Raw genomic sequence first — 12,324 nt, forward strand, 5'->3', positions numbered from 1 at the left:
CCTATCCCGAGACGGCGGCGATCAGCATGTAGGCCGTGCCGAGGTCCATGACGATATGCGGCACGATCGCGGATGTCAGTGCGCGGGCGACGAAGGAAGCCGACTGCTGCGGGCCGGTTCGGATGCCGATCGGGTGGCCGAGCCAGCGTCGGCAACGACCGGTACTCGCCGCGACGATCAAGGCGAGCGCATCGGCGGTGAATAGCGCGGTCAGTGCCAGTGCCGGTCCGGGGGCCGGCCCGTCGACGTGCATGCCCGCACCGTGTCCCGTGATCGAGTACAGCATGGCGGCCGCGACGGCGATGTGATATCCGACGGCGATGATTCGATCATCGGGTAGCACGCGAGTCGTATTGCTCCACTGCATAATTCGAACCACCAGTAACGCCGCGAAGACGATGATGAGCGCGATCAGCACACCGCGCAGCACGACCGGATCCGCTCCCATCGGAAAGATCAGCATCGCAAGCATGACCATGCACATGATCAGATGGGCGGCATCGGACTCATGACATGCCGCCGCATTCATGCCAGCCGAATCCGCTTGCAGGCGAACGGGTTCGGCCCCACCGACGCCGTCCGGCGCCGCCAATCGACCGAGTACCACCGCGGCCGCGAACAGAAACGCCACCACCACCGACCACCGCAAGGCGGCATACTCCTGCGCGAACTCCACCACACCCACCTCCCGACCCATGTCCTCCCCTCCATGCTCGCACCACGACACCCCACCCGCCGCCATTTCCCGACAGCCAAGCCCCTTCTCGACCCACACACAGCAGCCCGCCACCAGTTTTGGTCGCCGCGCTGAAATGGCGCGGTGGCCAAAGTAATGCGCGGGCTAGCGCGCGACGCTGGGGCGCAGGCGCTCGGTGGCGGCGCGGGCGAAGCGGCCCGGCGAGATACCGCGCCATTGTTTGAAGGCGTTGGAGAAGCTCGGGGCGCCGGAATAGCCCATGCGGTAGGCGACGTCCTCGACGGTGAGACCGGTGGCGAGTAGTTCCTCGGCGAGGGTGCCGTAGGTTTCGACGCACAGTCGGCGGTAAGAGGTGCCCTCGTCGGCTAGTCGGCGTCGCATTGTGCGCAGGCTCATGTGCAGGCGTTCAGCCACATCCTCCTGGGTGATGCGCCCGTTCATCTGATGCAGCAGCACCTCGCGCACCGAACCGGCAAAGCCCAGCCGCAAACCTCGGCGCTGCAGCAGATCGGCGCACTGTTCCTCGAACATCAGCGCGGTGAGCGGGCTGGCATTGGGCATCGGTCGATCGATATCGGTGGCGTCGAAAATCGCGAGCTGGAGCTCCGGGGCTTCGATGCTGGGAATCTCGAATTGCTCCAGTATCGGCCGCATTCGGGACAGCAGCCCACCGGCGACCTCGGCCCGCACCACCGGCGGCGGCACCCCGAACACCAGATACCAGTTGTAGAGCAGGGCCGCCACATCTCGTTCGGCCAAGAAGGCGCGCACATCTGCGGGCAGATCCCGATCGTCGCCGTAGAGCCAGATCTCGTCACCGTGGTAGACGTGCCAGGCCCGCGCGAACGAGGTCATCATGCTGAAGTAGCGCATCGCGACATCGATGGCCGAACGCATGGTCGGACTGCTCAGCACCGCCATACCGAGTACGCCATGGGTCGTGATGCGCGTGCGCATACCCGCTTCGAAGCCCAGACCCGGTTGGTCGTCGAGCAAAGTGACGAGATTGCGGACGAGTAGAAGTTCCTGTGCCGCAGTGATCTCCGCGCCGGGCGTTTTCAACGTCACCGGATCGATACCGGTGCCACACAGGAGGTCCGCGCGCGTCAGATTGTGATCATCGGCGAGCTCGGCAAGGATCGCCGCATTCGCCACCGACCGCCGCCACTCCCATGAGGCCACGTACACATCGTGAGCGCTGCTGGCCGACACTCGCAAGGTTTTGGCCGAACATCGTATACACCAAGCGAGTTCGGCCCGAGCTGACCGGTATGCGCAATCTCCTGACCCGATATCGCATGGCAACCGCACCATCGCATACCTACCGTCATAGCTATCGTCGAGCGAAGACCAAGGTAGGCGAGAACAACATGCCGAGAAAGACCCTTGTCGGTACGCGCGTCGCGATTACGGGCGGCACCTACGGTATCGGCAAGGAGGCCGCATTGGCCTTCCTGGCCGTCGGTGCCGATGTGGCGATCGGTGACGCGGACATCGGCAAAGTGCGTGCAATCACCGCCCAGCTCAACCGGATTCATGGGGCCGACGCCGTCGGCCTTCCCGTCGAGGTCACCGACGGCGTGCGTTTCGCCGAATTCCTGGAGACCGCCGAAGGCAGGCTGGGCGGTCTCGATGTCGTGGTGAATGCCGCCGATGTCGAACCAACCGGTTCGTTTCTAGCCGAATCCGATCGCGAATCGGATCGGCAGATCGATATCAATCTCCGTGCGGTGATCACCGGATCCCGGCTCGCCGGAATGCGTTTCGTCGAACAGGGCCACGGACATATCGTCAATATCGGTTCCGCCATCGGCGTCACGGCCGCGCTCGGCGCCGCGGTGTACTGCGCGACCAAGCATGCGGTGGTCGGACTCGGCACCGCACTGCATCGCGGACTCGCCGAACAGGGCGTACTGGTCAGCACCATCGCGCCGGGGTACGCACCCGATCCGGAGGCGGTGGCGGACGCGATCGTCGACTGCGTCGAACACCGGCGCGGCGGACTGGTGGTGGTACCGCCGACCGGGTGGTTCCGTACCGCGATGCCGGATCCGGCGCAGTTGCGTCATACGATGCGGCGGATGCTCGGCAGTATGTGAGCCCTCAGGCCGGGAGCTCCCGCAGGACCCGTTTGAGTACCTTTCCGGTGGGGTTGCGCGGGAGTTCGTCGACGAACAGCACGTCACGCGGGACCTTGAAGCGCGCCAGATGCGTCTTCACGTGCTCGCGCACCTCGTCCCCGGTGAGCGAATGCCCTTCGCGAACAACGACTACCGCGCGCAGGCGCTGACCGTATCGATCGTCCGGTACGCCGAATGCGCTGACCTCGGCCACGGCCGGATGTGCGGCGAGCAGTTCCTCGACCTCGCCCGGAAAGACGTTCTCGCCGCCGGATACGATCATGTCGTCATCGCGTCCGTCGATGAAAAGTCTTCCGGCACTGTCGAAATGGCCGACATCCCCGGTGGACATCAACCGTCCGATGCGCGCCTTGTCACCGCCGCCGGTGTAGCCCTCGAATTGGTAGTTGTTGCCGACGAAGATGCGCCCGGTAGTGCCGGGACTCACCTCCCGGTCGTTGTCGTCGAAGATCTTCACGGTGGTACTCGGCACCGGAGAGCCGACGCAGCCGGGCTCGACCGCCAGATCCGCGGGTGTCGCAATAGTCGCGTAGGCCACCTCGGTGGATCCGTACACGTTGTACACCACCGGCCCGAATGCCTCGGTCACCCGGATGCACAGGTCCGCACCCAGCTGCGAGCCCGCGACGAATATGATCCGCAACCGCGAAAGATCGCGCCCGGCAGAAGCTTTCGGTCCGGCGTCGACGAGTCGCTGCAGCATCACCGGCACCGCGACCATGGCCGTGGCACCGTGGCGGTCCAGACTGTCCAGCACCTCCCGGGGATCGAAGCGCCGCCGGATCACCAGCGTGGAACCGAAGCCGACCGCGAGGACGGCGTGCGCGAATCCGAGCGTATGGAACAGCGGCGCAGGGCATTCGGTGATTTCGCGGGCACGGAACGGGACCTTGCCGAGGATGGCGCCCAGCGGCGACAGTGAGGCAGGCTCACTGCTGCGCGGCGCACCTTTCGGGGTGCCGGTCGTCCCGCTGGTCAGCAGGATGATGCGGGGGGCGGTGCGCGGCCTACGCGGTGGCGTGCGCGCCGCACCCGCGATCAGATTGTCGATGGTGTCGACGCCCGGTTTATCCGCCCAGGCACGGTAGCGTCCCCGGCGCGGTGTGAAATCGCCGAGCATACTCGCGTATTCGTCGTCGAAGATCAGCAGATCGGCACCCTCGCGGGTCACCACCTCGCGCAGTTGCGGCGCCGCGAAATCGGTATTGAGCAGGATGATTCGCGCACCGCATTTCGCGGCGGCGAAGACCGCGTAGTGGAAGCCGCGGTGGTTGCGCGCCAGGATGGCGACACCCTCGCCGTCACGCAGTCCGCGCGCCCGCCAGGCATTCGCGAGCGCGGTGCTGCGCTCGTCGAGTTCACGAAAACTGACGCGACCGAGTTCATCGATGATCGCGGCGCGATCGCGATAGCGCAGGGCGGCAACCGTTGTCAGCCCGCCGAGCAGTCCGGAGCGCAGCACCGCAGCGCCCATCAGGGCGAGTCGATCCGGGCGTTCGGGGGTCGCGAGTCCGGCACGCACAGTCAACGCGGCGTAGTAGGTCTCATCGGCGGCCCGCCGCGCCGCAGCCGCGGCCAGCGCCCCGACCTTGTTCGTAAACTTCATGATTCGATCCTGACGCCATTCTCGCCGTACTGCTCGCCGACCCGAATCCCTTCGGCCGCAGCCGATTCTGACACCGCGTCCGTGCGGCCGATTCGTCTGAAAACGGCGGGGCGCCCGGCTCGGCTGACGACGGCGCCCAAGGGTACCGGCTGTCGGCGCCGCCCCGTCAGCGCACGATCCGTGTGCAGCGCGTACTTCTCGAGTTTCGGCATCGTTGTCCACCTAGGTGAGGGCGAGTGCCCTCACAGTAAAGGGTCTCCGGCGGATTCGTCGAACACCGACCCAGACAGCAGGTCCGACGCAGGCACAATCCATGATGGACGGATGTTCAGCGATATCGGCGACCGCCTACCGACGCCAACCGCACCCGCCGCCGCGCTGCGGATCGTCGTCGATGATCTGTCCGGTCCCGAAGTCGCTACCCTGCTCACCCAGCATCTGGCCGAGATGTACGACAACTCGCCCGAAGACAGCGTGCACGCACTCGACCTGGATGCGCTCCGCGGCCCGAACGTCACTTTCTGGAGCGCCTGGGAGGACGCCGAACTCGCTGGTTGCGGCGCACTCAAACAACTCGACCCCACCCACGGCGAGATCAAGTCGATGCGTACCGCCACCGATCGCACCGGCCGCGGCATCGCCTCGGCCCTGCTGCACCGTCTCATCGCCGAGGCCCGCGCACGCAACTACCGGCGGCTCAGCCTGGAGACCGGAGCCTCCGACTACTTCGCCCCCGCACAGCGGCTATATGCCCGCCACGGATTCGAGATCTGCGCACCCTTCGCCGACTACGTCGAGGATCCACACAGCGTCTTCATGACGCGCATCCTCTGATTCCACGCGCCGGACAGCAGACCTCCAGCACCCATCGAAGCCTGGTGGATCGGACCGTCAGCCCGCGTTGATCGCTGTGATCAGCGTGCGATTGCCCGCCGTTCGCGTCGTGATGATCTGTGTGAAGGTCTGTGGCTGCTCGCCCGGACGCTGCTGGGTCAGCCGGACCTCCCAATGCGCCTCCCCCGCATCGCTGCCCGCGCGGGTGATCTGCACGCAGTACAGTGTGCCGATCGGTACCTGGTTGATTCCGCGCTGAATCTGGTCGGCGGCGGGCACATTCGCATCATTGGCGACTACGCCGCGCGCGGCGAATCCGGAACGCTGCACATAGTAGGCACGTTCGAACGCGAGGATCGCCGACGGCCCATCGCTGGTGCCGCCGGGATCGGTGCCGGAGATGACATCACCGGTGCGCCGCTGTTCGCAGCCCGGGGTGGCGACCGCGGACGGCTGGTCACCGGGTGCCGTAGTCGCTGGAGCGCGCCCACCAGTTCCCTGGGCGGCCGCCCGTGTTGTCGCCGCGGCCGGTCGCTTGTGATCGCCGGAGCCACCGAAGACGAACATCAGCACCGAGACCACCGCCAGCACCACGCCGAGCACGATCAACACCGCGACAACTCGGTTGCCACCGCCGGTCGGCTGCGGATCGCGACGACGCGGCGGATGCCGCAGTGCCGGACCGGGATTGCCACCGGAGCGATCGATGATCGTCGGTACGACGGAACTCGTCTCCGCCGGTAGCTCGGACTCGGCTTCGACCGCGCGCGCCGGAGGCCGACTGCGATTCGCCTCCGGTGGCGTCGCCGCTGGGCGCTGCGGTTCGAGCCACTCCTGCCAATCCCCGGCCGGCCGAGGACGGCGCGGCCGCTCGGGTGGATCGAGCGCATCGGCCAGCGGTGTCCGGGGCTGGCCCGAACCGCGGCGTGCGTTCGGACGGCGGCGCCGCTTCGGGGCCGGAGCGGCAGGCCGGACCATGGGCAGTCCGGTGTCGAACGGATTGCCCTGGTTCTGGCTCGAGGAGCCGGAATCAGAGCTCGTCATCGTCGAATTCGCCGATCACCGCAGGCGGGACGGTCGCCAATACGGTCGGCACGGTGACACCGAGTTGACCGTCGCGCGGGCGGCGGTCCTCATCCGACTGCGACGACGGCGGCATCGCCAGACCACCGGTGGTGCCGGGCTGATTCGTCGGTTCCGGCCCGGACGGGCGCGACGGCGGCGTGTCCGCGCTCGCGGCCGGTGCCTGCGGCGCGGGTGCGGGTGCGGGTTTCGTCGCGGTCGGGCCGTCCATGCTCGGCGGGATCACCGAGTTGGTTCCGATATTCGGCGCGGGCTTGGACGACTGCCCCGATTTACCACCGAAGTCGATGACATTCGTGGGCTTGCTCGCGCTGTCACCGCCCGACGGCGAATTCGTAGTGCTACCCGGGTGGATGAGTTCGGGAATCGCCTTATCGATGACCTTGTCCGCGGACGCGGCCACGGTATCCATGGCGTGCGTGCCGACTTCGGCGATCTTATCGATCAGGTGGGTGCCGATATTGACCCCGGCATCGATGGCCGCGGTGCCGACCGAAACGCCCGCGTTGATCAGGTACTGCTGCAACTGGAGTTGGGCCGCCTGCACGGGATCAAGTGGCGTCGTCGTGGTCACGCCCGCCGTGGTCACGCCGTTCGTCGTACCCGGCACGACCGTCTGCTGGGTGGTGCCGACGCCCTGCGGTGTGGTCACCGTGAGCGGTCCCATCGCATCCAACCGCGCGGTGTGGTCATCCATTTCCGACTGCGCCGTGCTGACCGCGGTGACCGCGTCGCGCAGCGCCTGGGTCGCTCGCGCGATCACCGCGTCGGAATCCGAGGACGCGCTCGCGGTGCTCATGATCTGCTTGGCGTCGCGACGGAAGTCCGCGATGATCTGATCCACCTTCTGCGCGGCACGGGCGCTGGTGGCATGGGCATCGCCGAGCACCGACAGGTATTCGGGTCCGCGATCGGTGATATCACCGATCTGAGTTTGCGTGGTGCGCAATGCCGGAACGGCATCGTCGGCGGCGCGGGAAGTCCATGTCGATTCGAGGGCGTGCAGGCCCTCGCGGTGCGGGCCCTCGGCATCGGCGGCCTGGGTGGACGCGGTGGACAGCGCGTTGACGACGGACTGGTCCGGAGTCGCGACGCCGCTGCCGAGCGAAGCCCGCAATTGCAGCAGCGGCTCGACCAGCGCCGCTACGATCGGCGGATCCACATTCGGATCGACGGGCGTGCTGGCAGGAGTATCGGCCGCATTGCTCGCGGGCCGCCGTCGAAGCAGTCGTCTCATGGCAGCGCCTCTCCTTGCCGGGCAAGGGCGCCCGCGGAATCGACATCGATACCCTGCATGTCCGCGCTGTAGTCGCGCAGCACCTGCCCGTAGGCGGCGACCAGTTGCCCTGCGGTCGAGAGCGCCTGCACATGTTCGTTCACCTTCTCGGTGAACCGGGCCACGAATCCGGCACCGACCTGACCGAGGTCGGCGACCAGCCGCTCGGGATTCACCGCGCCACCCGCGACCGCCGACGCGGAGGCCAGCTGTTGCGACACCGTATTCGCGATCGTGGTGTAGGCGGCCATCGCCGCCGGGTCGAGCTTCAGCGCGTCCACTGTTCCCCCTTAATACGGAAACCAATCTGTCGCGTCATATTTCGACACTCCGAGCGTACTTGGGACCCGGGCAATGCGCGCGCGGATCCTTTCGTTCCGCTGGAGTCTATGCCGCCGGATCGGTCGCTTATGCCGACACCGGTCCGGTTCCGCAGAGACCTAGGTCGAATGCGGAATTGATCACTTTCACCTCGCGCCGGTTCTATGCTTGTCGCGACGGAGTTGGTCCCATCATCACCCTGGCGATCCCCGCGCAGGGTGCCGGCAAGGGTTAGAGGGGTCAGAAGCGTGAAGAACAGCAAACGTTTTCGAAACTGGTCGGTCAGATCCGCTTTACTCGTCGGTGCCGTTTCCGCAGGTCTCCTGATGGCGGGGACGGCACAGGCCGAACCGTTGTGGCCCGGTGGACCGGATATCGGCACTCCGGCGATCATCCCGCCGGTTCCGATCGTCGCACCGTGTGGCACCACCGCACGCATGTGCATGCGGCTGTCGACCAATGAAGCCTGGCTGATGGACAACGGCAAGGTCACCTACGGTCCGACGCCGATCTCGCACGGTCGGCCCGGGTATGAGACACCGCCCGGCGTCTTCAAGGTCGCGTTCAAGCGGGAGGACTTCTGGAGCACCATGCACAACGCTCCGATGAAGTGGGCGGTCTTCTTCAACGGCGATATCGCCACCCACATCGGCCCCATCGAGGAGCAGTCGCACGGCTGCATCCGGATGACTCCCGAGGGCGCCGAAGCGACATACCGCTATCTCAACCCCGGCGACGTGGTCGAAGTCGTACCATGACACCGGATTTGCGCATGGAAGGGCCCGGGCGGATTCCTCCCGGGCCTTTCTCATGTCCGCCTCGCCTGCCTCAGCGTTCACCGACGAGCTGCGGATCCGCGTCTTCTTCCATGACCGCCTCGCCGCGGGCGACCATGCCCGCTTCATCGGAGAGCTTCATATGGGGAATGAACAGCGCGAGCACGAAGGCGATTACCGCGCCCGGGATCAGGTACCAGAAGCCGGGGACCAAGGCGTCCACGTAGGCGCCGACGATGGCGTCGTGCAGGCCGTCGGGTAGATGCTTGACCACCGAGGGCACCAGCGCGCCCGGATCCAGCTTCGCCGCCGCGGCTTCGGGCCCGTGGGAGACGAAGACATCGGTGAGGCCTTCGGTCAAACGGTTGGTGAAGATGGAGCCGAAAATCGCCACGCCCAGTGCGCCGCCCATTTCGCGGAAATAGTTGTTGGCGCTGGTAGCGGTGCCGATTTGGTCGGGGGCCACGGCGTTCTGGACGACCAGGACGATGATCTGCATGATCAGACCGAGGCCCGCCCCCATGACGAACAGCATGGCGGAAACGACCCACATCGGGGTGTCCGCGTCCAGGCGGGTCAACCAGAGCATGTCCGCGAACATCAAAACCGCGCCAAGGGGCGGATAGAGCTTGTACCGGCCGGTTTTGGTAATCATCGTCATCGAGGCGATCAATGCGATCATCAGACCGACCATCATCGGAATCAGCAACAGACCGGAGACCGAAGCCGAAGCGCCCGTTGCCATTTGGAGATAGGTCGGGATGAAGGCGAGGGCGGCGAACATCACCAGGCCGACCACGAAGCCGATCGCGGAGGTCAGCACGAAGGTGCGATTGCGGAACAACCACAGCGGCAGCATCGGCTCCTCCGCACGCGCCTCCACCAGCACGAAGGCAGCGACCACCACGACGAACGCCGCGATCATGCTGACCATAACCGCCCCGCCCCAAGCGTATTGCTTGCCGCCCCAGTCGGTGATCAGGATCAGCAGCGTGGTCGCGGCCGACATCAACACCACACCGAGATAGTCGGGCCGGGTCTTGGGCCGGTGGCTGGGGATGCTCAGGTAGCGGAAGGCGATGAACAGTGCGGCGATCCCGATCGGCACATTGATCCAGAAGCACCAGCGCCAGCCGAGATGATCGGCGAAGAAGCCGCCGAGCAGCGGACCCGCGACCGAGGTGATGCCGAAGACCGCGCCCATCGGAGCCATATATTTGCCGCGATCCTTGGCGGGCACCACATCGGCGATGATGGCCTGCGCCAGAATCATCAGACCACCACCGCCGACGCCCTGCAGACCGCGGAAGGTGATGAACTCCCAGAAGCTCGTCGACGCGGCGGCGCCGATGGAGGCCACGGTGAAAATCGTGATGGCGAACAGGAACGGCCAGCGCCGCCCGAACAGATCGCCGAATTTGCCGTAGATCGGCATCATGATGGTGGTCGCGAGCAGATATGACGTTGCGGTCCAAGCCATATGGGAGATGCCGCCAAGATCGCCGACAATGGTCGGCATCGCGGTGCCGACGATGGTCTGGTCCAGGCTGGCCAGGAACATCCCCGCGATCAGTGCGCCGAAGATGAGCCAGATCCGCTTCTGGGTCAGGATAATCGGCTCGGGCGGCGATTCAGCCGTAATGGTCATCTCTTGCGTCTCTCCTTCTTCCCGTCATGCTGTTCGAACAGCCGCGCGGCCATTGCGCAGTGTTCGCGTACTGCCGCCGCCAGCGACGCGGTCGGATCTCCGACCGTGGTCATCGCTGCCCGCGTGGCGATGGTCGTCATGAATCCCGCTGCCAGACCGGCGAATTCGGTTGATACGGCACTGCCGAGCCGAGCCGAGAGCAGGTCGGTCATCACGCTCTGCAACCGGGCGCCCGAGGCGACGAAGGCCGCGAGCACCCGCGGCTCGGTCTTGATGATCTCGGTAACCAGCGTGATGCCCTCGCGCATCTCGGTTTCGGATTCGAAGCCGTGCACGAACAACCAGGTGAGATCGTCCATCAGCACGCCACTCGGCCCGCCCGCGATGAACTGCTCGCGCAACTCCGGCGTGCCGATCTCGCCGACCGGCCCGACTACCGCATCCATTTTCGTCTCGTAGTAGTTGAAGAACGTGCGAGGCGAGACCCCGACCGCTCTAGCGATGTCCTCGACGGTCGTCGCGTCCAGCCCGCGCTCGACCGCGAGCCGACGCGCGGCAAGACAGAGATCGAGCTCGGTCTGGCGTTTCTTCTGCTCCCGCAACCCGATCGGGCGCTCGACCTTGGACATGTCCGCCAAAGTAGCACAAACTGCAATTTTTCAGAAACTGCAAATTCAAGGCGGGAGGTAGCGCCGCGAGGCCGAACGACTCCGGCCCGACCGGCCGCGAACGACCCACCGCCAACCGAAAGCGAATAACCAGCTACGCGCAACCCGAGCGAGCGCCGTCTCCCATGAGCTCATACCCGAATTGCCGGAAAACCCGGGCACAGCGGCAATGACCCATCGACTTTTCAGGAAACTCGAATCACAATATTGCAGCGAGGCCGGAAGTCGTTGCAATGCAAGGCGAAACAATTCAGTTCACGGCAAATAAGTAAGGCTCCAATTTTGTCGTCCCCGTCAGCGATAGAGGCGTAAACTCAACCCATTCAGCGTCGATTACATCGAAATATTTATGCCGAACACGTTGTAGTAGGCGACCGCGACCAGAAAGTCGACCGAACGTCCCACGCCAGAGATTTGTCGACTCAACAGAGCAACCGAGGAGGCAGCATGACAGTGGTCCAGAACTTCATCGACGGCAAGCTCGTCGACTCGGTCGGCGGTGCGACGATGGCACTGGTCGACCCTGCCACCGGTGATCGGTACGGCACCGCCCCGGCGTCCAACGAACAGGACATCGACAACGCGTACGCAGCTGCGGCGAGGGCGTTCGAGGACTGGAAGCGCTGGACGCCGTCGCATCGCCAGAAGGCATTGCTGGATTTCGCCGCCGAATTGGAGACCGCCGCCGACGCGCTTGTCGCGGCCGAGGGTCGCAACACCGGAAAACCGAACCACCTCACCTCGGCCGTGGAGATCCCGCAGATGCTGGACCAGACCCGATTCTTCGCGGGCGCGGCACGGGTACTCGAGGGTAAATCGGCCTGTGAGTATCTGGCGGACCATACATCGTGGATCCGCCGGGAGCCGATCGGCGTCATTGGGCAGGTGACGCCGTGGAATTACCCGATGATGATGGCAGTCTGGAAATTTGTTCCCGCGATCGCGGCTGGCAACACCGTGGTGATCAAGCCGAGCGACACCACCCCGGTGACCACGGTGATGCTGGCCGAACTGGCCTCCGAGCACCTGCCGCCAGGCGTGCTCAACGTGGTCACCGGTGACCGGGTGACCGGTGCGGCGGTGGTGGCGCATCCGACCCCGCAGATGGTGTCGATCACCGGTTCGGTGGCAGCGGGTCGTGCTGTCGCGGAGTCGGCGGGCGCCCGCCTGAAGCGCACACATCTGGAGTTGGGCGGCAAAGCACCGGTGATCGTGTTTCCCGACGCCGATATCGCCGCCGCCGCCAGAGGCATCGCGGCCTCGGGTTATTTCAA

At 65.5% G+C, this 12,324-nt stretch carries 12 protein-coding genes; 4 read left to right on the forward strand and 8 right to left on the reverse strand.

Annotated features, from left to right (window positions below):
• Position 1 precedes the first annotated feature (1 nt).
• Both NP3_RS05345 and NP3_RS05350 read right to left on the reverse strand, forming a co-directional pair.
• On the reverse strand, positions 2 to 697 hold the full coding sequence (locus NP3_RS05345; protein ID WP_063038353.1) for a DUF5134 domain-containing protein: 696 nt from the start codon (positions 695 to 697) through the stop codon (positions 2 to 4).
• A gap of 144 nt (positions 698 to 841) precedes the next feature.
• Positions 842 to 1,879 carry an AraC family transcriptional regulator gene (locus NP3_RS05350; RefSeq protein WP_245720822.1) on the reverse strand — a complete coding sequence of 346 codons (1,038 nt, stop codon included), beginning with the start codon at positions 1,877 to 1,879 and terminating at the stop codon, positions 842 to 844.
• Between the two features lie 188 nt (positions 1,880 to 2,067).
• On the opposite strand from NP3_RS05350, the gene NP3_RS05355 reads away from it, so the two are divergent.
• Positions 2,068 to 2,796, forward strand: coding sequence for an SDR family NAD(P)-dependent oxidoreductase (locus NP3_RS05355; protein ID WP_169814445.1), 729 nt, complete (start codon positions 2,068 to 2,070; stop codon positions 2,794 to 2,796).
• 4 nt (positions 2,797 to 2,800) lie between these two features.
• On the opposite strand, the gene NP3_RS05360 is transcribed toward NP3_RS05355, so the two are convergent.
• Positions 2,801 to 4,444 carry an acyl-CoA synthetase gene (locus NP3_RS05360; RefSeq protein ID WP_063038357.1) on the reverse strand — a complete coding sequence of 548 codons (1,644 nt, stop codon included), beginning with the start codon at positions 4,442 to 4,444 and terminating at the stop codon, positions 2,801 to 2,803.
• Positions 4,445 to 4,768: 324 nt separating this feature from the next.
• Here NP3_RS05360 and NP3_RS05370 point away from each other — a divergent pair, with 324 nt between their 5' ends.
• Positions 4,769 to 5,278 carry a GNAT family N-acetyltransferase gene (locus NP3_RS05370; protein ID WP_245720823.1) on the forward strand — a complete coding sequence of 170 codons (510 nt, stop codon included), beginning with the start codon at positions 4,769 to 4,771 and terminating at the stop codon, positions 5,276 to 5,278.
• A gap of 57 nt (positions 5,279 to 5,335) precedes the next feature.
• Here the strand turns inward: NP3_RS05370 and NP3_RS05375 are convergent, their stop codons facing one another.
• From NP3_RS05375 to NP3_RS05385, 3 genes are read right to left on the reverse strand one after another with little or no spacing between them, the layout of a single operon-like run.
• Positions 5,336 to 6,322 carry a DUF8176 domain-containing protein gene (locus tag NP3_RS05375; RefSeq protein ID WP_063038361.1) on the reverse strand — a complete coding sequence of 329 codons (987 nt, stop codon included), beginning with the start codon at positions 6,320 to 6,322 and terminating at the stop codon, positions 5,336 to 5,338.
• Positions 6,309 to 7,598 carry a hypothetical protein gene (locus NP3_RS05380; protein WP_063038363.1) on the reverse strand — a complete coding sequence of 430 codons (1,290 nt, stop codon included), beginning with the start codon at positions 7,596 to 7,598 and terminating at the stop codon, positions 6,309 to 6,311. The genes NP3_RS05375 and NP3_RS05380 overlap by 14 nt, the downstream gene beginning before the upstream one ends.
• Entirely contained in the window at positions 7,595 to 7,918 is a 324-nt protein-coding gene (locus NP3_RS05385) for a hypothetical protein (RefSeq protein ID WP_063038365.1), read from the reverse strand. The genes NP3_RS05380 and NP3_RS05385 overlap by 4 nt, the downstream gene beginning before the upstream one ends.
• A 366-nt stretch (positions 7,919 to 8,284) precedes the next feature.
• Here NP3_RS05385 and NP3_RS05390 point away from each other — a divergent pair, with 366 nt between their 5' ends.
• Positions 8,285 to 8,716 (forward strand): L,D-transpeptidase, encoded by a 432-nt coding sequence (locus NP3_RS05390; protein WP_245720824.1) that lies wholly within the window; start codon positions 8,285 to 8,287, stop codon positions 8,714 to 8,716.
• A 70-nt stretch (positions 8,717 to 8,786) separates the two neighbouring features.
• Here NP3_RS05390 and NP3_RS05395 read toward each other — a convergent pair whose 3' ends face one another.
• Positions 8,787 to 10,382 carry an MDR family MFS transporter gene (locus NP3_RS05395; RefSeq protein WP_063038369.1) on the reverse strand — a complete coding sequence of 532 codons (1,596 nt, stop codon included), beginning with the start codon at positions 10,380 to 10,382 and terminating at the stop codon, positions 8,787 to 8,789.
• A complete protein-coding gene (locus NP3_RS05400; protein ID WP_063038371.1) occupies positions 10,379 to 11,011 on the reverse strand; it encodes a TetR/AcrR family transcriptional regulator in 633 nt (210 codons plus the stop codon). Before NP3_RS05400 ends, NP3_RS05395 begins: the two co-directional genes overlap by 4 nt.
• 486 nt (positions 11,012 to 11,497) lie before the next feature.
• Here NP3_RS05400 and NP3_RS05405 point away from each other — a divergent pair.
• On the forward strand, positions 11,498 to 12,324 hold an 827-nt coding region (locus NP3_RS05405; protein WP_157124115.1), incomplete at its 3' end, for an aldehyde dehydrogenase family protein.

Origin of the sequence: Nocardia pseudovaccinii NBRC 100343 (assembly GCF_001613225.1) — a bacterium.
Taxonomy (GTDB): Bacteria; Actinomycetota; Actinomycetes; order Mycobacteriales; family Mycobacteriaceae; genus Nocardia; species Nocardia pseudovaccinii.

What these genes read in the sequence shown, in the direction of transcription:
- NP3_RS05345 (WP_063038353.1), bottom strand. Translation starts at nt 697, where the DNA reads ATGGGTCGGGAGGTGGGTGTGGTGGAGTTCGCGCAGGAGTATGCCGCC.
- NP3_RS05355 (WP_169814445.1), top strand. Translation starts at nt 2,068, where the DNA reads ATGCCGAGAAAGACCCTTGTCGGTACGCGCGTCGCGATTACGGGCGGC.
- NP3_RS05360 (WP_063038357.1), bottom strand. Translation starts at nt 4,444, where the DNA reads ATGAAGTTTACGAACAAGGTCGGGGCGCTGGCCGCGGCTGCGGCGCGG.
- NP3_RS05370 (WP_245720823.1), top strand. Translation starts at nt 4,769, where the DNA reads ATGTTCAGCGATATCGGCGACCGCCTACCGACGCCAACCGCACCCGCC.
- NP3_RS05375 (WP_063038361.1), bottom strand. Translation starts at nt 6,322, where the DNA reads ATGACGAGCTCTGATTCCGGCTCCTCGAGCCAGAACCAGGGCAATCCG.
- NP3_RS05380 (WP_063038363.1), bottom strand. Translation starts at nt 7,598, where the DNA reads ATGAGACGACTGCTTCGACGGCGGCCCGCGAGCAATGCGGCCGATACT.
- NP3_RS05390 (WP_245720824.1), top strand. Translation starts at nt 8,285, where the DNA reads ATGGCGGGGACGGCACAGGCCGAACCGTTGTGGCCCGGTGGACCGGAT.
- NP3_RS05395 (WP_063038369.1), bottom strand. Translation starts at nt 10,382, where the DNA reads ATGACCATTACGGCTGAATCGCCGCCCGAGCCGATTATCCTGACCCAG.
- NP3_RS05400 (WP_063038371.1), bottom strand. Translation starts at nt 11,011, where the DNA reads ATGTCCAAGGTCGAGCGCCCGATCGGGTTGCGGGAGCAGAAGAAACGC.